The 22134-nt window shown below is 33.6% G+C and carries 19 protein-coding genes; 12 read left to right on the forward strand and 7 right to left on the reverse strand.

All coding sequences use genetic code 11. From position 1 onward, the window contains the following. Positions 1-15 precede the first annotated feature (15 nt). Both Q0543_RS08790 and Q0543_RS08795 read left to right on the forward strand, forming a co-directional pair. Positions 16-1281 carry a DUF5723 family protein gene (locus Q0543_RS08790; protein ID WP_299251442.1) on the forward strand — a complete coding sequence of 422 codons (1266 nt, stop codon included), beginning with the start codon at positions 16-18 and terminating at the stop codon, positions 1279-1281. Between the two features lie 78 nt (positions 1282-1359). Beyond that, complete coding sequence (locus Q0543_RS08795) at positions 1360-1719, forward strand: phage holin family protein (RefSeq protein ID WP_299251445.1); 360 nt, start codon at positions 1360-1362, stop codon at positions 1717-1719. A gap of 68 nt (positions 1720-1787) precedes the next feature. Here the strand turns inward: Q0543_RS08795 and Q0543_RS08800 are convergent, their stop codons facing one another. The 4 genes from Q0543_RS08800 to Q0543_RS08815 form a co-directional block, all read right to left on the reverse strand. After that, positions 1788-2573, reverse strand: coding sequence for a hypothetical protein (locus Q0543_RS08800; RefSeq protein WP_299251447.1), 786 nt, complete (start codon positions 2571-2573; stop codon positions 1788-1790). A 177-nt stretch (positions 2574-2750) separates the two neighbouring features. After that, positions 2751-3491, reverse strand: a complete 741-nt coding sequence (locus Q0543_RS08805) for a hypothetical protein (protein ID WP_299251450.1) — start codon at positions 3489-3491, stop codon at positions 2751-2753. A gap of 117 nt (positions 3492-3608) precedes the next feature. Further along, on the reverse strand, positions 3609-4532 hold the full coding sequence (locus Q0543_RS08810) for a lysophospholipid acyltransferase family protein (protein WP_299251453.1): 924 nt from the start codon (positions 4530-4532) through the stop codon (positions 3609-3611). Positions 4533-4769: 237 nt separating this feature from the next. Beyond that, complete coding sequence (locus tag Q0543_RS08815) at positions 4770-6125, reverse strand: PhoH family protein (RefSeq protein WP_299251457.1); 1356 nt, start codon at positions 6123-6125, stop codon at positions 4770-4772. Positions 6126-6382: 257 nt separating this feature from the next. Here Q0543_RS08815 and Q0543_RS08820 point away from each other — a divergent pair, with 257 nt between their 5' ends. The 10 genes from Q0543_RS08820 (at position 6383) to Q0543_RS08865 (ending at position 19867) form a co-directional block, all read left to right on the forward strand. Beyond that, a complete protein-coding gene (locus Q0543_RS08820) occupies positions 6383-6871 on the forward strand; it encodes a YajQ family cyclic di-GMP-binding protein (RefSeq protein WP_299251460.1) in 489 nt (162 codons plus the stop codon). A gap of 68 nt (positions 6872-6939) precedes the next feature. Next, a complete protein-coding gene (locus Q0543_RS08825; protein ID WP_299251463.1) occupies positions 6940-7920 on the forward strand; it encodes a polyprenyl synthetase family protein in 981 nt (326 codons plus the stop codon). A 616-nt stretch (positions 7921-8536) separates the two neighbouring features. Next, a complete protein-coding gene (locus Q0543_RS08830) occupies positions 8537-10993 on the forward strand; it encodes a glycoside hydrolase family 3 N-terminal domain-containing protein (protein ID WP_299251468.1) in 2457 nt (818 codons plus the stop codon). 166 nt (positions 10994-11159) lie between these two features. Beyond that, positions 11160-12623, forward strand: coding sequence for a copper-containing nitrite reductase (nirK, locus tag Q0543_RS08835; RefSeq protein ID WP_299251471.1), 1464 nt, complete (start codon positions 11160-11162; stop codon positions 12621-12623). Continuing rightward, on the forward strand, positions 12623-13393 hold the full coding sequence (locus Q0543_RS08840) for a formylglycine-generating enzyme family protein (protein ID WP_299251474.1): 771 nt from the start codon (positions 12623-12625) through the stop codon (positions 13391-13393). The genes nirK and Q0543_RS08840 overlap by 1 nt, the downstream gene beginning before the upstream one ends. Before the next feature lie 11 nt (positions 13394-13404). Further along, positions 13405-14109, forward strand: a complete 705-nt coding sequence (locus Q0543_RS08845) for an SCO family protein (protein ID WP_299251477.1) — start codon at positions 13405-13407, stop codon at positions 14107-14109. Between the two features lie 40 nt (positions 14110-14149). After that, positions 14150-14440, forward strand: a complete 291-nt coding sequence (locus Q0543_RS08850) for an antibiotic biosynthesis monooxygenase (protein ID WP_299251480.1) — start codon at positions 14150-14152, stop codon at positions 14438-14440. Positions 14441-14520: 80 nt separating this feature from the next. Further along, positions 14521-16116, forward strand: coding sequence for a rhomboid family intramembrane serine protease (locus Q0543_RS08855; protein WP_299251482.1), 1596 nt, complete (start codon positions 14521-14523; stop codon positions 16114-16116). Then, on the forward strand, positions 16103-16951 hold the full coding sequence (locus Q0543_RS08860) for an energy transducer TonB (RefSeq protein WP_299251485.1): 849 nt from the start codon (positions 16103-16105) through the stop codon (positions 16949-16951). The genes Q0543_RS08855 and Q0543_RS08860 overlap by 14 nt, the downstream gene beginning before the upstream one ends. 153 nt (positions 16952-17104) lie before the next feature. Further along, entirely contained in the window at positions 17105-19867 is a 2763-nt protein-coding gene (locus Q0543_RS08865; RefSeq protein WP_299251488.1) for an outer membrane beta-barrel protein, read from the forward strand. Between the two features lie 235 nt (positions 19868-20102). Here the strand turns inward: Q0543_RS08865 and Q0543_RS08870 are convergent, their stop codons facing one another. The 3 genes from Q0543_RS08870 to Q0543_RS08880 all read right to left on the reverse strand — a co-directional run bounded on the left by Q0543_RS08870 (position 20103) and on the right by Q0543_RS08880 (position 21913). Continuing rightward, positions 20103-21119, reverse strand: a complete 1017-nt coding sequence (locus Q0543_RS08870) for a hypothetical protein (protein WP_299251491.1) — start codon at positions 21117-21119, stop codon at positions 20103-20105. Continuing rightward, the gene (locus Q0543_RS08875; RefSeq protein WP_299251494.1) at positions 21112-21618 is read right to left on the reverse strand and encodes an ATP-binding protein; all 507 of its coding nucleotides are present in this window, start codon (positions 21616-21618) and stop codon (positions 21112-21114) included. Before Q0543_RS08875 ends, Q0543_RS08870 begins: the two co-directional genes overlap by 8 nt. A 100-nt stretch (positions 21619-21718) precedes the next feature. Continuing rightward, positions 21719-21913, reverse strand: coding sequence for a hypothetical protein (locus tag Q0543_RS08880; RefSeq protein ID WP_299251497.1), 195 nt, complete (start codon positions 21911-21913; stop codon positions 21719-21721). Positions 21914-22134 lie beyond the last annotated feature (221 nt).

Below are 22134 nucleotides of genomic sequence, written 5' to 3' on the forward strand. Positions count from 1 at the left end.
TTTACTGTTTGTGGAATGTTTTCTTTATACGCACAGCATGAGATGACATTGCCATCCCTATCTTGGGTTCCGCAAGCAAGCTATACGGATCTTACAGCTCAAAACGATCAATATAAAACAAGTGTAAGTGTGCCTGTAATCGGATCTCTCCAACTCAATTATTTTAATTCGGGTTTTAAATACAATACCCTTGTTCAAAATAATACGATTGACCCCAATAATGTAATTCCAAAATTAAAAAAATACAATCAACTTTATACAGGGGGAAGTGTAGATTTATTTGCATTGCGAATTCAAAAGAAGAATGCAACGATTCAAGTTAGTTTGAGAGATGTTTGGACTCAACGTTTTGTATATACTAAAGATTTAGCAGATATAATATGGAATGGAAACGCATCGTTTGCTGGAAATAGTGTTCATTTAAATAATGTACGATTTGCTGCAAATTATTATAGAGAACTTGGAGTGGCTGTCACAAAAAAAATAAATGATAAATTTAGCGTGGGTGTACGTGGTAAATTTTTGATGGGTCTTACAAATGTTACTACGCAACAATCAAAAAATTCACTGTATACAGATCCAAATGGATTGTATCTGAATGGACATTCAGAATTTACCATGTTAACATCTGGATTGATCAATGCAGATCAAGTTAATGCTTCAGATTTATTGGGCTTGAAAAATTTAGGTGCAGGATTAGATATTGGTGCTCGTTATAAATTAAATGATAAAATTTCGATTGCGTGTAATGTTAATAATATCGGGTTTATTCACTGGAAACAGCATGTTCAGAATTATCGTGTAAATGGTGATTATAATTATACGGGCATTGTGATGAAAGATAGTGCCAATATTGTAAATGCTGATTGGCAAAATATTGGTGATTCGCTTCAGAATATTTTCAAACCTAAAAAAGATACTAAAGCATATAACTCTTGGTTAACTCCTTCTGTTTACCTCAATGGCAATTATATTGTGAAAGAAGATTTAAGTGTATATGCATCTGTAGCAATGGATTTTTATCATAGTGTTAGAGGCGCATTAACAGTAGGGGCAACGCAGACAATAGGTAAAACAATACAAGCAACTCTTAATTATACCATAACTCCTAATAATTATTTCAATATTGGTACTGGTATTGCATTGCGTGGCGGACCAATACAAATGTATCTTGCAACGGATAATATTGTTGCGCTATTCGATCCCTACGCAGTGAAATATTTTAATATGCGTTTAGGTATGAATCTTATTTTTGGTAAAGTGGACAAAGAAATAAATTGATCGTATTTTAAAATAAAAGAGTCTATTTTTTATAATACGAAAGCTTTTGTATTTTTGAATATATTAACGGATTAAGCTATGTTACATATTTTATTGAAAATTGCATTTAGTGTTGCTGTGGTTTTAGGCTGCACGTACCTATTTTGGTTTGTGGAAGTATTAGATGTGCGTTCTGCAATCTTATTTGTTGCAGTTATAGGTTTGTTAAACATTTTTGTCAAACCTTTATTAACGCTGCTAACAATACCTATTACACTATTTACCTTAGGTTTCTTTTTATTAGTTATTAATACTATTATTGTACGTATCGCTGATTATTTTATCGATGGTTTTTTCATTGATACGTTTTGGCATACGTTTTTATTTAGTTTGGTTTATTCATTATCAAATGCTTTTTTCGAGTCTTTTTTCATGAAGAAAAAGAATACGAATAGATGATTTTAGATGGATATAATAGAAAAGGCCTTGATTAATCAAGGCCTTTTCTATTATATCACGATATGAGTTTATTTACAATTATATGCAATACGGAAATCTGCATCCACATTTCCACCATTCAATGTTTGTGCACGAATTACATATCCTTCTGAGTTGAAGTTATATACATAAGTACTCGTATTACTTCCTTCTGTTTTAGAAATCGGAAGTTTTTCACTTGTTTTGCCATACAAATTTGTAATAACTGAACCTTGTTCAGGAGCAAGAAACTCACTTTTTGCATCAACCGTACCATAGCTATAAACGGTTGTTTCAATATTTCCATTGTCTATTTTCTTATCTACTTTTGAAATGTTATTTCCACTATAAGTATACCAAATGGTATCATAGGTAATGATAGGGATCGTTATAATGGATGATGTATTTTTAACAACTCTACGAGTATTTTGTTGATTTGCATTGTACGTATACCACGTAGTGTCTGCTTCATTAACATTGCTACCATCATAACTCATGGAATAACCAACATTTTGATTCGCGTTTAAATAATAATTTATTTCATTCGTAAATTCACTATTGTCATCATATTGTTTTTCGATAATTTTATTCGTTGTATACGTAAATAGGGAATAGGATTTAGAGTCATTATTTGACTTATCAAAAAGTTGGTATTTTGTTACTCTGTTTTGATTATCATAAGTTACTTTAATTGAATCATTGCCATTTGTAGCATAGTTGACCATACATGTTTGAATAGATGGATTTACAGCATTGTCATTATCCTTTTTTTTACAAGATGTAAATGCAACAATACCTGATAAAATTAGAGCTGGAAGTAAGAATTGTTTTTTCATTTTAGTATATTTTATATATGAATGATTTATTTATATAAAAATACTGGCTTAATGGGTTTGTTGTTTTACATTATTTTTTTAAAAAATTATAAGATATCATTATAATAAAAGCTTGTATATAAAAAAAGGTAGTGTATTTAAACACTACCTTTTAAATGATACTTATTTGTTATCAACTTAGAAGTTAGCTGATTTTTTTACAATTTTGTTTATTTTGCCTTGTAATTCAGCAAACAATACATCTGTAGCATCTTCGCATAATGGTTGAATTTTTTCAACACTCATAACGGGTATACCACCTACTGCCGCTACTTTCTTTTTAGATGCTCCAGATTCTCTGATAGTAAATACTTTTTTGCCATTTTTATCCCAAAGTGTCATGTTGAAATAAGCTGTAATATTTGCTGAGAAGCCGCCCATTCCAGGAGTGATTTCATAGTCAATATAAACAAGCATAACGCCGTCGCAATTATCTTTTAAAATTTGATACAGATTAACTTCATCTCTGTTTTCTACTTTTACAAGTGGTCCGCCTGAGTATGCCCAAATAAAGCCGTCAACCACCGCATATTGAATACCCATAGCTTTGTTGATGCCCTTTGACGTATCCACTAAAAATCTAGATTGATACGATTTATATTGAGGATTTTCTGAAACGATTTTTTGATCAACCAACTTAAATGGGAAGTCTTTAGCAAATTCTGTAGTAAAACGTGTATATGCTTTGTTGAGAATTGGTTGAAGGTTGAAATTTGGATCTTTCATCAATGATTCTCCAGCAGGACCCATTCCTGTACCACCAATTTTTTTGTCACAATAGAATGTTACTAAAGCAACTTTTTTTTCTTGAGCAATTACTTTTGTTGACAAAAATAAAACTGCAAAAATGCATGCGAGTATTAAATTAATTTTTTTCATTTTTTATTATAGTTGGTTTTAAAATTTAGATTATACTAAATTACTAATAAAAATAGGTTTTGATTCATTTTGTAAATAATAAAGTTGTTTTTTTAAACTAATATTGATTTGTATCATTTAAATGATTTCTTCTCCAGGTTTTGTTTTAAAACGATCGTGCATCCAAACCCACTGAGAAGGGTCTTTACGAATAAACGCATCCACTGCTTGGTTCATTCTAAGTGTATTATCCAATAAATCTTTTTCTGCATCACCACTTTTAGTGACTTCCAATGCAGGCATGCACGTAATAGTTTGGTTGTCGTTTTCATCCATCTGAACAATTACTGGTACAATGTCTGCACCTGTTTTTAATGCAATCATCGTAGCGCCAACAGGAGTTGCAGCAGATACGCCCATAAATTCTACAAAACGGCTTTTAACTTTTGTGTCTTGATCGATTAATATAATCATTACACGACCTTCTTTTAAACTACGCATCAATTGTAAGGTGTTTTCACCTCTATGAACGTATTTACTTCCTCCCTTAGATCGAGAAGCAACTATCAACGCATCTAAACGTGGGTCTTTTAATTTTGTCCCCACCATAATAGATTTATAATTCAAGCCTATAAAGGTTCCTAAAATTTCAAATGCACCAATATGTGCTGTGAGCAAAACTACACCCTTGCCTTTAGCATAGGAAGTATCTAAGTTCTCTTTACCAATAATGCGAACTTGTTTATAGAATTGATCTAGGTTTTGCATTGGGAAAACACGCATAACAGTTGCAAGGTTTTTCCCTAAGTTGAGAAACATCTTTTTTGTTATAGCCTTTATTTCATCTTGTGTTTTTTCTTTACCAAAAACCGTTGTTAAGTTTTTGATTGCTCTGCGTCTGGGTGCAGCTGCAAAATAGTAAGCGAGTTTACCCAAACCTCCATACACAAAATACACAACCGAACGTGGAAGCTTTTCAGTGATAAAAATCAATCCTTTGACAAGCCAGTAAAGTAGAGTATATTTTAATTTTTTTAAGAAGGGGCGGTTATCAACTTCCATATTATTTTGAACAAGTACACGTATTTTGATTGAATTTTTAAGAATATCTTATGATGGCAGCATGCTGTCTTTTCGGTTTGAGATATTACTTACCATAGCTAATTGGCTGCTATATATAATGCGATACATAATTACTAAAAAATGACAGGCTTATCAAGTCTTTTTAGGTGTCAAGGGATTATAAACGAAAAAAGCATGCTTTATCTCTAAAGCATGCTTTTAAATAGAAGCTAATAATTACAACAATTCGTTCGCTAAGTTTGCTAACTCAGAACGTTCTCCTTTTTCAAGAGTAATGTGTGTGTATAAATCTTGATCTTTTAAACGATCAATCAAATAGGAGAGACCGTTCGATTCTGAATCCAAATACGGTGTGTCAATTTGGAAGATATCACCCGTGAAAATGATTTTGCAATTTTCTCCAGCACGTGAAATAATCGTTTTTACTTCATGTGGAGTTAAGTTTTGCGCTTCATCTACAATAAATACGATGTTTGATAAACTTCTTCCTCGTATATAGGCAAGTGGAGTAATCACCAATTTCTCTTTATTCACCATATCGGTGATGCGTTGATAATCTTGATCGGTCTCATTAAATTGATTTTGAATAAACTTCAAGTTATCAAATAATGGTTCCATATAGGGATTCAATTTCGACTTAATATCGCCTGGTAAATACCCAATATCTTTATTGCTTAATGGAACAATTGGTCTGGCCAAGAAAATCTGTTTAAAGTCTTTTCTTTGTTCTAATGTCGCTGCTAATGCAATCAAAGTTTTACCTGTTCCTGCTACACCCTGAATGGATACCAACTTGATGTTGGGGTCTAAGACAGCATGTATTGCAAAGGCTTGTTCCGCATTTCTAGGTTTGATTCCGTATGCAGGTAATTTTCCTACTTGCTCCAATCTTTTGCTGATAGGGTTGTAGTAGGCTAAAGCAGAGCTTTTTATGCTTTTTAAAATATAGTAATGATTTTTTGAAACCTGATCTGCTGGAATAGCATCCACATCACAAAAACCTTTTTCATATAATTCATTTATTTTTTCAGGTACTACATTTTCAATCGTTGTATGTCCCGTATATAATAAATCTATGTCTTTTACTTTACCTGTATTGTAGTCTTCTGCAGGGATATTTAACGATTTCGCTTTAAGTCTAAGATTAATGTCCTTACTAACTAAAACTACTTTTTTGTCTGGATTTTCTGCTTGAACTACTATGGCAGCATTTAATATTTTGTGATCGTTTTTGCGATCGTCGAATATTTTTTCCGCATCCATCTCCTTGGTACCATGCGTATTCATGATAACTTTAAGTTTTCCTTTATTTTTACCTTGTAAAGGAATCCAATCTTGCAAGCTTGCACTATTTTCTGCTAATTCATCCAGAAAACGTGTAAACTCGCGTGCTTCAAAGTTTTTGATATCATTACCCTTTTTAAAATTGTCTAATTCTTCTAGAACGGTAATAGGGATAGCTAAATCATGTTCTTCAAAACTCTTTACCGCATTGTGATCAAAAATTATCACCGATGTGTCCAACACGAAGATCTTCTTCTGTGTATCCTTGGTTGTTTTCTCCTTAGCCATAATGTCAAAATCTTTAGAACGATCCGAAATCGTTGATGAATTTGTAAACTGTGTAAAATTTAGAACATGAATCGATTCAATTTTGAATATAACATGTTCTGAGGATAATATAGATGGAGAATTACATGATTTTAGCGTCTTGTTAATAAGTTTTCTAACGAGGAAACGGTATCAAAGTTTTAAGTTTGTTAACAAATTTCAAATGCCTAACTTCGTTCTCAATAATTTTGTCTGGTTTTACATTAAATTAAAATCCTATGCCTTCTTTTGATATTGTAAGTAAAGTAGATCCTCAAACCTTAGATAATGCTCTAAATGTAGCTCGTAAGGAAATTACAACACGTTATGATTTTCGCGATTCAAAAACGGAAATTGATTTAGATAAAAAAGCATCCATTATTAAAATTACTACTGAGAACAGCATGCGCATGAATGCGATTGTAGATATTATTATCACGCGTATGGCTAAGCAAGGTATTGACCCTAAGTCTTTAGACATGTCTAAAGAAGAATATGCATCAGGTCCTATGATGAAAAGAGAACTTTCTGTAAAGAACGGAATCGATAAAGAAGGGTGTAAAAAGATTATAAAAATCATCAAAGACTCGGGCTCTAAAGTTACTCCAGCTCAAATGGATGATTTGATTCGTGTAACAGGCAAGAAAATTGATGAGTTACAAGAAATTATTGCGGTATTGCGCACCAAAGATGTGGGCGTTGCCTTGCAGTTTATAAATATGAAATAATTACCTGCTTTCAACAATATTGTGAAGCATATTGCGACTTATAGTTATATTCGTACTTTATTTACCCCATGTCAGAAATTCGGTTAGAAGATATTAAAGAAGTAGTTATAGAAGACATGAAAGACTTCGAAAAGAAGTTTCGTGAATCTATGAAAACTAAAGTCATGCTTTTAGATAAAATCATGTCTTATATCGTTAAGCGGAATGGAAAGCAAATGCGACCGATGTTTGTTTTTTTGTCGGCACATTTGGCGGGTGAAATAAATGAATCTACGCAACGAGGTGCTGCTTTAATTGAATTGCTTCACACAGCAACCTTAGTTCATGACGACGTGGTAGACGATTCCGATTATCGTCGTGGAATGTTTTCCATTAATGCACTTTGGAAAAATAAAATTGCGGTGTTAGTAGGCGATTATTTATTATCCAAAGGCTTGTTGTTGTCTATAAATAACGGCGATTTTCATCTATTGAAAATTGTGTCAAATGCCGTACGCGAAATGAGTGAAGGGGAGTTGCTGCAAATTGAAAAAGCACGCAACCTGAATATTACCGAAGATATTTATTTTGAAATTATTCGTCAGAAGACTGCATCCTTAATTGCATCGTGCTGTGCGGTTGGCGTTGCATCTGTGAGTACCGATGAAGCGCTGATTGAACGTGCAAAACAATTTGGTGAAAAAATCGGAATGGCCTTTCAAGTAAAAGATGATTTATTCGATTACGAAACATCTGAAATGATTGGCAAGCCTGTTGGTATTGATATTAAAGAACGTAAGATGACCTTGCCCTTAATCTATGCCTTAAATAAAGCGAGCTGGCTGGATAAAAAACGCATCATGTTCATCATTAAAAATCAGACGCATAAGTCAGCTAAAGTGCGTGAAGTGTTGCAATTTGTGCGAGAGTCGGGCGGAATAGAATATACCCGTTCTGTAATGGAAGGATTCAGAACAGAAGCTTATGGGTTTTTAAATCAATTTGAAGATTCAATATATAAAAATGCCTTACGCGATTTAGTTGAGTATACCATTGCTCGGAAGCACTAAACCGCCTAGCCGCCAAGCGGAAATCCCAAATTTCAAAAAACAAATTTCAAATTACTACGGAAGTAGAAATTCCCCTAAAAAAATAAATTTCAAAACGGATAGAAGTATAAATTTCCAAATACAAATTCCAAATTTTAAACTACTACGAAGTAGAAATGGTATTATTTTTTAATAATACATTTCAAACTAATACGTAGTAGTAATTTCCATAGAAATAAAATCCCGAACGGATAAGTACTTGAAATTTTAATTTTTAAAAACGTAGCTAGGAATCAAACGGATGGAATAAGCCAAGATTGGTTTTTAGCAAGGCAATAAATGTACATTAAAAGAACTTATCGAGCACAGAAATCAATTGTGCGCCAACGTTGTTGATATTGTTCGTTTTTTTTTTGATTCAAGTCCTTTTTACTCGTTTGTCCTCATTTTTATTCAATCAAATTTAGATTTCCACAAAATCCACTTCATTTTTGGTAAAACGTAGATAACTAGGTGTTTTTCCTAGCATTTCTTCTTGGGCGTATCGCTTAAAAGTTGTATTATTGAAAGATATTCCGTTCATATACTTATATGAGAATAAAGAATTGCATACGTATTTAATTTTAACACATAAACGATGAAAAAAACAGTTTATCTTTTTGGTGTTCTTGCAACATTATGGGCATTTACTGCTTGTAATAAAGGCGAGAAAACAGAAACAAAGAGTACCGCTACGTCTGATAAAGACAAAGATCTTGATGCTAAAGTAGATGCACTATTAGCAAAAATGTCAATTGAAGAAAAAGTCGGTCAAATGACTCAGGTAAATTTAAATACCATTCTTTATACAGGCAATGGAAGTGGTTATGATAACAACTATGGTGTTATCGATCCTGCCCTATTAGATACTGCAATTTCTACCTATAAAGTAGGTTCATTATTAAATGCAATTAACAGAGCGTATTCTCAAGATCAATGGATTTCGATTATCACTCAAATACAAGATAAAGCAACAAAAACAGGGAATGGTATCCCTATAGTGTATGGTATTGATGCCATTCACGGTGTTACGTTTACATTAAATTCTACTTTATTCCCACATAATATTGGTGCAGCAGCTTCATTCAACCCTGCAGTACCAGCAGCATGTGCAGAAGTTACCGCTTTAGAAGCTAGAGCTTGTGGACTTCGTTGGAATTTTGATCCAGTTTTGGATTTAGGACGTAATCCATTATGGCCACGTTTCCCTGAAACATTCGGGGAAGATCCATTGCTTATTGAGCGCATGGGTGTAGCTGCAATTAAATCGTATGAAGGCGCAGGCTTGGATAAAGTAAATGCTGTTGCTTCTTGTATGAAACACTTTATTGCATATTCTGCTTCAAGATCTGGTCGTGATAGAACTCCTTCTTATGTTCCTGAAATTGAATTGAGAGAATACTACTTACCTCAATTCCAAGCAGCGGTAGATGCTGGTTCTTCAACAATCATGATTAACTCAGGTGAATTAAATGGTTTTCCAGTACACGCAAGTCACTATTTATTGACAGATGTACTTCGCGGAGAATTAGGCTTTAAAGGTCTTATTGTTACTGATTGGGAAGATATAAACCGTTTATACGAACGTCACAATACTTCGCCAACATTGAAAGATGCTGTTAAAGATGGTATTCTTGCTGGTATTGATATGAGCATGACTCCAAACGATTTCAAATTCCCTAAATTATTAATTGAATTAGTGAAAGAAGGTTCTGTACCTGAAGCACGTATCAATGAATCTGTAAGAAGAATTTTACGTTTGAAATATGCACTTGGTTTATTTGAAAACCCAGTTGTTGAAGAAGCTGCAAAAGCAAATTTTGGCAAGCCTGAATATGCTGCAAAAGCGTTGGATGCTGCTAGACAAACAATGACATTGTTGAAAAATGATAACAATGCGCTTCCATTGAAAAAATCAATTAAAATTGTAGTTGCTGGTCCGAATGCAAACAACATTCCTTCATTACACGGATGTTGGTCGTATACATGGCAAGGTGCCGATGCGACTGCTACATTATCTAAAGCAGGGGATAAGTCATTTATCCCAGGTATAGAATTTACAAAAGACAGTGTATTGTCTTTATATCCTAAATCTACCTTATCTGTTAAACAAGCTCTAGAAGCTAAAATCGGTGCAGGTAAAGTTGTATGTCAGTCGGTATCTAACTACGAAGATCCTAAAAACTATACATTACCATCACTTGCTGGTGCGGATGCAATCGTTCTTTGTTTAGGTGAAAATGCGTATGCTGAATCTCCAGGTTCAATCAGAGATTTAACGTTGGATGCGCGTCAATTGAAATTAGCGGAAGCTGCTATTAAATCTGGCAAACCAGTAATTTTGGTATTGGTAGAAGGTAGACCACGTGTTATCTCTTCTATTGTTGATGGTATACCTGCAGTATTAAATGCGTACTGGCCAGGTAGCCAAGGTGCAAATGCAATTGCAGATGTATTGTTTGGCGACTACAACCCAGGTGGTAAATTGCCATTCTCTTACCCACGTTATACAGGTGATATCGTAATGTACGATCACAAATGGACGGAAGTAAACGTTGAACCAACTCCTGGTTCTTTCGTAGATAATGGTTATATGCCACAATGGCCATTCGGTCATGGATTAAGCTATACTACATTTGCTTATTCTGATTTCAAAATCAGTGCAGATACATTAGTAGGTGATGCTAAGTTGACTGTTTCAGTATCTGTAAAAAATACAGGTGCAGTTGATGGCGACGAAGTTGTTCAATTGTATTCTCGTGATATGTTTGCATCTGTTGTTCCAAACTTAAAAAGATTAAGAGGTTTTGAAAGAGTAGCTATCAAAGCAGGCGAATCTAAAACAGTAACGTTTGAAATTACAAAAGCTGATTTATCATTCATTAAAGAAGATCAAGCTGCACACACATTCAAACGTGTTACAGAAGATGGTGACTTTAAATTGATGGTTGGTGGTTCTTCTAACTTTGATCTTGTAGCTCCTGAACATCCTTGGACTGCAGCTCCATTTAGAACATACCAAGGTGCATTAAATTTTTATTACAAAAATAAATAAGCATAGCTTATATTAGATTTTAAAAGAGTCATGCGAAGGCATGACTCTTTTTTTTTTACATAAATTGATAAGTACTATACTGAAATGTGATTATTATCAATTTTTGATAGTAAAGCAATAGATACATTTATGTAATAATTCTACGTTTTTAATCGATAATATAAGTATGAATAGAATCAAGCAATCTACAAGAACATTAGGTACACTACTATTAATGGGAAGTTCTTTATTTTTTATGAGCTCATGTAGTAATAGCGCCAACCAAGACACAACAACCGTTGCGAATAAAACCATTGAAACGATTGGACAGGAAAATGCCGAAATGACTTCGCCTCCCTTGGTACCCAAAGCTATTGGTGATAGAGCAGCACGAAAACTAAATGTCGATTTAGAAATTATCGAAAAAGAAGGCGAGATGCTTAATGGTGTAAAGTATGTGTATTGGACTTTCGGGGGAACCGTACCCGGTAGTTTTATTCGTGCTCGTATTGGTGACGAAATTGAAGTAACCTTAAAAAATCACCCAGATAATAAATTACCGCACAATATTGATATGCATGCTGTAACTGGTCCAGGAGGTGGTGCAGCGTCTTCATTTGTTGCGCCAGGTCATACAATCAGATTTTCTTTCAAAGCTCTTAATGTAGGTCTGTTTGTGTATCACTGTGCAACCGCTCCAGTGGGTATGCACATTGCCAATGGTATGTACGGCTTAATATTGATTGAACCAGAAGGTGGCTTGCCACCAGTAGATAAAGAATACTACATCATGCAAGGCGATTTTTATACCAAAGGCAAACATGGTCAACCAGGTTTACAACCATTTGATATGCAAAAAGCAATGGACGAACATGCGGAATATGTTGTATTTAATGGTAAAGTAGGCGCACTATCTGGTGACAACGCAATTACAGCAGCAGTAGGCGAAACTGTTCGGTTGTATGTGGGGAATGGTGGTCCAAATTTGGTTTCTTCCTTTCACGTGATTGGAGAAATTTTTGATCGCGTACATGTGGAAGGTGGAAGTTTAGTAAATGAAAATGTACAAACTACTTTAATACCTGCAGGTGGCGCTACGATGATTGAATTTAAAGTAGAGGTTCCTGGTGATTATGCGATTGTAGATCACTCTATTTTTAGAGCATTCAATAAAGGTGCTTTAGGAACATTAAAGGTGACTGGTATGGAAAATCACACCATCTATTCAGGGAAAAAACAAGAAGGTATTTACAACCCTGAAGGTGCTAATATTGAACCATCACACGAGCCTGCACCTAAAGCCCCAGTAGCAAGCTCTCCAGCAGAACGTATTGTATTGGGTAAGCAAATTTATTCTCAAACATGTTATGCGTGCCATCAACCAGAAGGTACAGGTATTCCAAATGCATTTCCTCCATTGGCTAAATCGGATTACTTGAATAAAGATGTGAACAATGCTATTGGTATTGTGTTGCATGGTAAAACAGGAGAACTTACTGTAAACGGTGTGAAGTATAATAGTGTGATGTCACCGCAAACCTTGTCGGATGAAGAAGTTGCAAATGTATTAACTTTCGTTTATAATAGTTGGGGAAATAATAAAACGGTTGTGACACCACAAATGGTAGAGAAAGTTAGAAAAGCTAAATAATGATTTCATATAAAGGAATGCATGTTTTAATATGTCTTATATTTTCATTTTCTGTATGGGGACAAACCCATACAGAAATGAAAAAAATAGGATCTGGTACATATACACCTTTGTATGGCTCAGATACATCTCCTGCATATGTAAAATCCTTTTATTTGGATGTGTATCCGGTTACAAATGCACAATATCTTTCCTTTGTTAAGTCCAATGCGAATTGGAGGAAATCAAATGTTAAAACGATCTTTGCCGATAAGATGTATCTTTTAAATTGGATAAACGATACAACCTTGACGTCAAGCATGTCTATGCAGTCTGCTGTTACATACGTTTCTTGGTATAGCGCCAAAGCCTATTGCGCCTGCCAAGGCAAGCGTTTGCCTTCGATGGATGAATGGGAATATGCTGCAATGGCAAGTGAGACGAAGCCAAATGCACAAAGAGATAGTGCATTCAATCACCGTATTGTTGCAAATTATGAAATCCCTAAAACCTATTTAAAAAAGGTTGGAAGTACCTATAAAAATTATTGGGGAATATATGATATGCACGGGCTGGTTTGGGAGTGGACGAGCGATTTTAATTCGGTACTTCTTTCTGGAGAATCCAGACGTGATGGAGAAACGAGTAGAGATTTGTTTTGTGCTGCAAGCTCTGTGAATGCATCAAACCTTATGGATTATGCAGCTTTTATGCGGTATGCATTTAGAGGAAGTATAAAAGCAAATTACAATATTCAAAGCTTGGGTTTTAGATGTGCCAAAAGTATTTAATAGGTAGAATTATGAAAAATATAGTTTCGTTTTGTATGCTTTCTGTTTTTGTAAGTATCTTTTTTTCTTGCGATAAATCTAACAAAGTAGATTCTTATTATTGTCCGATGTATTGCCAAGGAGATAGTGTATATCCACATGCAGGAACATGTCCTATATGTAAAATGGATTTAATTTTATTAGATACAACATCTGTGAACGCTGCAGAAACATCTACTGTTAATTATGATTCTATTAGTGAACTTTCTATCTATAATGTAACATCCAAGTGGATAGATCAAAATAAAGAGGCGCATATTTTGGAAGACTTTAAAGGCAAGGTATTGATTGTGACGATGATTTATACCCGTTGCGAAGCATCTTGTCCTAGAATGGTTTCAGATGTTCGGGCTATTCACGATTCATTAAATAATAAGAGTATTCGATATATTTTTGTGAGTATGGATCCAGAGAAAGATACACCTGAAAAATTAAAAGAGTATGCGATAGAAAATAAAATGAACTATCCAGAATACACCTTCCTTCAAGGTAACTTAGATGGTGTGCGCGAATTTTCAAATATTTTAAATGTAAAATACAAACGCACGTCTGAGAAAGACTTTAGTCATTCAAATCTTATTTCTGTGTTTGATAAGAATGGTGTGCTTCAATTTCAGCAAGAAGGTTTGGGAATAGATAATACTACATTACGAATGAAGGTGAAACAATTGTTGTAATTCATTTTTAGAAGTATCTTTATCATAAATAGTTTTTTTTATGATATTAGAAACAGCAGTACTTCATGTAAAGCCTGAACTGGTGCAAACGTTTGAAGCATCTTTTAAACAAGCGTCAACCTATATTGCTTCCATGAAAGGGTATATCAGCCATGAGTTGCATGCCTGCATTGAAAATGAAAATCAATATTTACTCATTGTTCATTGGGCAAGCTTGGAAGATCATACGATTGGTTTTAGGCAATCTGAAGCGTATTTGGAATGGAAGAGATTATTGCATCATTATTATGAGCCATTCCCAGTGGTACAGCATTATAAAAGGGTGTTTTAATGAAGCGCAACAAATGCGTATTTTTATTCAACTTTTGGCTTCATTTCACGTAGTACATTTCGAATAAATAGATAACATATATGGAAGATTTTTCTAAAAAAATAACATTATTATATATTCCATTTTTATTAACCTCTATTGGTTTATGTCTTGGCTATACTTTTTTAAACTGGCTCATTATTATCAATTTAGAACTTATATCTATTAAGGATGTAATTATAGATTTTGGATTGCCATTGATATTACCCGCAATTCCTGTTCTATTCTATTTGCGACCAAAGTTAAAATTACTCAATCTATCAGCTAAAAAAGGTGGAAGTTGGATCGATTTTTATACGTTTATACTTTGGGTTGCTATCTCTGTGCCAATTTTAATAGCCCAAAATTATATTGAAACAGCTACAGGGGAACTAACTCCATTAAAAAATATTTCTCAATTAGATTCACTTCCTAAAACGAAATATTATAGTGTTGAAGGTGTATACATAGAAAAAAATAATATTGGTACGAATTCAGTATTTGAAGTTTCTGGAAAACACAATGAAAATTTCGATATGTACATTTATGTAACGGTTCCAATGTATAGGAGCGCTACAGATACAACAGAGGTTATATCCTGGTTGGGATTGAACTATTCAAAATCAATAAAGAATAACTTAGAAGACAACGAAAAGGAGGAAGCATATACTGCATTTGCAAATCAGACTCAATTAGATTTTGATCAAATTGATTTAACACAATTTGGATATTTAATGCGCGTGCCAAATTCAGATAAAGGAGATGGCTTGCGTGATGCTGTCAAAAAAAGTACTAAATACACGGTTGCGAATAGCACTCAACTTTTCTGGAGTGTTAACGAACCATTTGAAGATAGAAATGGAAATACATTAGCATGGACAGGTATTGTTTTTGCTATTGGATCTCTTATTTGGTTGATTATGATTATCATTCCCGCGTTTGACCCTGCAGTATTGCAGGCGCATGAATCAGGTGCAATAGATTCGAACGAAGAGGTAAAAGAATTTGTCGATTATTTAAAACCCAAAGAAGGGTTCTTTATAACTCCAATATTGGTATATGCGAATGTGGGAATTTTTTTACTGATGTTTTTTATGGGTTTTGGTTTTATGTCATTTAATAGTAAAGATTTGATTATCTGGGGTGCTAATTATGGTCCGCTTACAATGCAAGGTGAATGGTGGCGTTTGGCGACTAATACTTTTTTACACGGAGGTTTTATGCACCTAGCAGCGAATATGTACGGCTTATTATTTGTTGGTATTTTCTTAGAACCCTTATTGGGCAGAATGAAGTATGTAGGAATCTATTTGCTCACCGGTATTATTGCAAGTGCAGCAAGTTTGTGGTGGAATGATACGGTTGTAAGTATGGGTGCTTCTGGTGCTATCTTTGGTTTATATGGTGCATTCATCGCATTGATTCTAACGCGTGTATTTCCCAAAGAAATGGGTGCAGGATTTTTGGTAAGTATGTTTATTTTTGTGGGTTTCAATTTGGTGATGGGCCTAATCGGAAACGGTATTGACAATGCTGCACACATAGGTGGCTTGGTGAGCGGATTCTTGATTGGCTTGGCTTTGTATCCATCCTTAAAAGGAACATTTAAAATGGATGGTGTTAACGAAAAAGAAGAGAGTGTAGATGAAGACGAATGATATTATAAAAGTGAAAATGATTCATTTTTATATGATAACGTTATTGATGTTATGTATACACACTATTGGGTTTTCTCAAACAAAAATAGATACGGTTTATGTTAAAAGCATCTATTCTACTTCAAATACCACCAAAGATAGTGCAAGCTATTTCAGAGTTAGAAGTACTTCAGATACGCTACTTATGGCAGAAGATTTTAATTTAAAAGATAGCTCAAAAGAATGTACAGCTTTTTATAAATCGTTCGATCCATATGTAAAGAATGGCAATTATTTGAGGTACGTTAAATCTATTAAAAGCTCAGAAGGATATTATTTGGATGATAAAATGTCAGGTTTCTGGAGGTACTATTATCCAAGTGGAGAGTTATGGTATATTGAAACATATATTGATGGAATAAAAAATGGAATAGTTGAAGGATATTTCAAAACGGGTGAAACCAAACGAATAGAAAAGTATAAAGATGGGAAGCGTACTTCAGCAAACTGTTTTACCAAACTAGGAAAGGATACTACCTATTATGAAATAAGAAGTATGGCGTTATTTCCTGGCGGTGAAAAAGCTATGATGGAATATTTTCAAAAAAACTTAAAATATCCCTATCAGGCTAAACGTCTAAATATTCAAGGCATAGTTTATGTTTCTTTTGTTGTAAACCAAGATGGCCATGTAGATCATGTAGAAATTGTTAAAGGACGAGGCGTGCATCCTTTATTGGATAATGAGGCTATAAGATGTACAGAAAATATGCCTGTCTGGACACCTGGATATAGTGATGGTGAGGCTAAAGAAGTTAGAATAATACAGAGAATAAAATTCATACTTAATAATTAAACCAAGTATTTTAAACGTAATGAAATAAATACTGTGTCTTTTTAATGCATAAAAATACCCCCATTCGTCTTGATGTATCCCACAAACATCTAATTTTAGCATTATTTTCAATTTAATTGAGAATATTGCACTTCTAATCCCTATACTAAATTTATGAAGCACATACTCCTTATTTGTTTGACAACAATTTTATCAATTACTGCATATGCCCAAAAAGTAACAGGTAAAGTTGTTGATGGTACAACAGGCGAAGAAATGTTTGGTACAGTTGTTTTGTTAATGAATAAATCGGATACAACTATTTTTGTAGCTACAGAAATTGGAGATGATGGTACTTTTGAATTTGATCTCGTAAAGCCAGGGAGCTATATTTTTAAAACATTGTTTTTAGGTTTTAAATCGATACGAAGTGAAATAACCGTTTCTAATCTGGATAAAGATATGGGGCTAATTAAAATGTATGAAGATTTAGAATTGGCAGCACAGGTTGAAATAAAGTCTAAGATGTTACGAATAGAGCAAAATGGAGATACGACAAGTATTCATGCAGATGCCTATAAAACAAACCCAGATGCAACTGTAGAAGATCTTGTAATGAAGATGCCAGGTATTACCATACAGAATGGTGAAGTAAAAGCAAATGGAGAAACAATCAAAAAAGTTACGGTTGATGGAGAAGAGTTCTTTGGAAACGATGCACTTCTTGTACTTCGTAATTTGCCTGCCGAAGTAGTGAGTAAAATTCAAATTTACGATAAGCAAAGTGATCAAGCTGTAGCTTCAGGATTTGATGATGGCAATGCGCAAAAGACAATTAATATTGTAACCAAAACAGATAAACGAAACGGGCAATTTGGTAAAGTCTATGCAGGTTACGGAACAAACAATCGCTATAGTACAGGTCTTACCCTAAATTCTTTTAAGGGCAAGCAACGGATTACCTTATTGGGTATGAGTAATAATATCAATGTGCAGAATTTCTCTTCTCAAGATTTAACAGGTATGGGTGCCTCATCTGGTAGAGGTGGTGGACCATCTGGAAATTCAAATGCATCCAATAATTTTTTAGTTGGTCAACAAAGTGGTATTAGTACAACAAACTCTGTTGGGTTAAATTATACCGATAACTGGAGTCCTAAATTAAAAGTATCATTAAATTATTTTTTCAATGATACAAAAAATGATAACAATACAAATTTGTCACGTCAATATTTTATTACAGATACGACTAGTACTATCTATAAGGAGAATAATATCAGTACTACTAAAAATGCAAATCATCGTTTTTCAGGACGCTTTGAATATAAGTTAGATTCTGCTACAACGTTTATTTATGTGCCATCCATTAGTATTCAGAATAGAAATATCTATCAAAATTTATCAGGTATTAATACCTATAGTACAGATTCATTATTGAGTACAACAACCAATAATAATAAAAATACGAGTACTAATTATTCTATAGCGAATAATCTATTTTTGAGACATACCTTTAAAAAGAAAGGAAGATCTTATATGATTAATCTAGGTTCCACAATTAATGCAAATGATGCAAATACCAATTTGTATTCTAATAATCAATATTCAGACAATAGTATGAATACAAAATTAGTCAATCAACAAGGGCTGAATAATACGAATTCATATTCCTATAGATTGAACTTAATGTATACTGAACCAATTTCTAAAACGGGTGTAGTACAATTTAATTATAGTCCGTCCTATTCAAAAAACGATGCAAATAAACGCATACAAAATTACAATCCGATTACAGGATACTATGATTCAACAGCAATTTTTGTGTCAAATCAATTAGATAACTATACCTTGACACAAAAGGGTGGGGTTGGATATCGATACAATAAAGGAAAGACAAACATAATGGTTGGGGCAGATATTCAAAACGTAAAACTTTCGAGTACACAGTTATTCCCTTCTTCAAGTGAAATAACTAAAAGCTTTACCAATATTCTTCCTTCTGCCATGATAAAAATTAAATTTAGTGATAGCAGTAATATTCGTATACGCTATCGTGCAAGTACTTCTACACCTGGCGTAAATCAATTGCAAAATGTAATAGATAACTCCAATACCTTATTGCTTTCAACCGGGAATCAAAATTTGAAACAGGAATATACAAATGCATTGAATATCAATTATGGCATTACCAGTTCTAAAAAGGCTACCAGTTCAATGATTTTCTTGAATGTGAGTCAGACAAATAATAACATATCTAACTCTAGTTTTATTGCCACTAAAGATACTGTAATAGAGAATGGAGCAATCGTTAATAAGGGTTCACAAGTGCGTAAGCCTATTAACTTAAATGGATATTGGAATACTAATGCATATTATACGTATGGATTTCCTGTTGCAAGTATTAAAAGTAATATCAATCTGAATACAGGTATTTCATATGTACGAACGCCAGGTAATATTAACTCAGTTACAAATATTTCGAATGCATATGCATTGAATGGGGGAATTGGTATCTCTAGTAATATTAGTGAAAAGGTAGATTTTAATCTATCATACAATGCATGGTATAATATTGTTGAAAATTCAATCCGTCCCCAATTAAATAACAACTATTTTTATCATTTAGCAACCGCTAAGGTGAATGTAATGCCAATTAAAAGATTGGTTCTTTCAAGTGACTTAAATCAACGCTTATACTCTGGATTGTCATCTTCCTTTAACCAACAGTTTTATTTATGGAATGCCGCAATAGGATACAAACTGTTAAAAGATCAGTCCTTAGAAGTTCGCGTAAGTGTATTTGATTTATTAAACCAAAACAGAAGCATTGCAAGAACAGTTACAGAAAGTTATGTTCAAGATACTTATACAACGGTTTTAACACGATATTTTATGTTTACGGTAACGTATAATATCAAGCATTTTAAGGCAAGCTGAGGATAATTATGAGTTATGAATCAATACCGTGTAGGAGTGGTATTGATTCATAAGTACTCCGTGGCAAATTTAATCAGTATCATAGATCTGGTATGAAAAAAATACAAACAATAGCTAATCTATGCCTTTAATAATATGGTTAAGAAAACGACATTGAATAACGAATTCAGATGGTTGTTATAATACTTTTTTTATCAACTATTTGACATTATGTATTATCCTTCGGATGCGTAAATTATAATCCATCAACAATCTCAATTAAATAGTTTGCCATGACTTCACTGTATTTTTTTACTTCCGATTGCAGCTGTTTATTGGTAGTATCTTGCGACAAGCCTATGGCAGCTACTTTCGCACGGATACATGCTCTATATGCTTTAAAATAAGTAAATAAGAGCTGCTCTTTTTTGCCAAATACGAATCCTGTTTTTGCCAAATACGCTTTTAAAAAAGCATTGCTAAGATTATCGTAGCCAGCACATTCTAAATCCATACACAGAAAAGCAACTTCATTCAATACATCTATTTCTCTAAATTCCTTTTTAAATTCGATGCAATCAAAGATCGTTGGGGGAGAAGTTAAGAAGATATTTTTTGCATGTAAGTCGCCATGGCATTCTTTAATAGAGCCTTCTTGAACTCGAGAACGGATGAAGTCTTGCAACAAATAGATGATGCCATCAGATAATTGAATGGCATAATCAATCAAGGTACAATAATCGGCTCCTACCTGTTTTTTGATTGTAGAGGTATGATGGTGTATATCTGCGAATTCTCTGGACAGGAAAAACGGATCGTAATTCAAGAAGATTGATTTTTCTTTCAAATGAAAAGCTGCAATTTGTTGTGCGATTGCTTTGATGTGTTTTTCACGAACAACCTGTTTTGATAATTGTACATCCAATTGCAATGCTGTGTCAATGCGTTTCATACAAACGGCATATTCCTTGGCGCTTGTAGCCTGTTCTTGAATTGTCCAACGGGTTCCTTTTTTTGTAATTGGGAATACCCCAACATACATATCTCTTGTGAGCCGTTTATTTAATCGAAACTCTTCATCGCAATACTGTTTGCGCAGTGATAAGGTCGAAAAATCTAAAAACGAAAGTGAAATATCCTTTTTAATTTTATAGGCATAAGAACCTTTTAAAATAACATAGGATATAGACGTTTCAATCAATTCTGATTTTGCATCTGAATCAAAAGGGAATGAGCCTGTTTGAATGAGTTGTTCGATGTCTTTTTTATGCATGCTTCAAAAAGGAATCGGCTTCCCTTAACAAGAAATCAATGTTGTTGTTGGTAGATTGTAATACTAAATGATATTCATCAATTGGTTCAAATGCAGTTTTTAGTTTCAGATACACAGAATAATCAGCTTCACTATCCATTCTCACTGCGGAGGTACGTTCTTTAATGAGTGCGTCTGCAGCATAGATATGAATGATTTTTATGGGAATGTTTAATACAGAAGCGATATCATAAAAAGGAGTACGTAAATTTTTTTTATAAAAAGTTGCATCTATAATTACTGATTTTCCTGCCTTTAAAGACATCTCTGTTTGTGTAATGAGCCAATCATATACCTGTTGTTTTTCCAATTCGGAATAGGTTCTGAGCCTTGGAAATAATTGTTTCCGAACGATATCGCTGTTAAAATGAGGTATGTGATTTTGTTCGGCGAATTGTTTCGCAAAAAAGCTTTTACCAGATCCTGGAAGTCCGCAAACAAGTATCAGTGTCTGTTTCATACAATCTATACTACGAATGTAATGTTAAATTTCAAAATTGGGAATAAAAAAAGCCTTTGGAAATTATTTCCAAAGGCTTTTGAAATGCTAAATCAGAGTCTTAAGAGCCACAACCCTCGCAAAAGTAATTGATAGAACCATATGGTTTTACGCCATTTAAAATCATGGTCATATTATGAATCTTATCTTTTAAATCTAATTTTTCTTCAAAATCGCTTGCTTTTGCAACCGCTGCATTCAACTTATCTAACTCAACTTGAACGTGCTCTTTTTCTAAAACGGATAATTCTGCCATATATTTAATTGTTATTTTTCTATAAGTGAATTTAACACATTGTATGTAGAAATAATTCACTGTGGAAAAAACTTTTTACTGAAAAATGCTACCACCTTAATTCTCAATTGCTATACATCGACTTTATAATTCAAATTCAGTTCATCTCCACTTTTTCCCCGAATACCCCAATTGTATTTAGGTGATTCAAATAATGTAATTTCTAAATCCATGTTTGAAAT

Source organism: uncultured Cytophaga sp. (assembly GCF_937863595.1).
Taxonomy (GTDB): Bacteria; Bacteroidota; Bacteroidia; order Cytophagales; family Cytophagaceae; genus Cytophaga.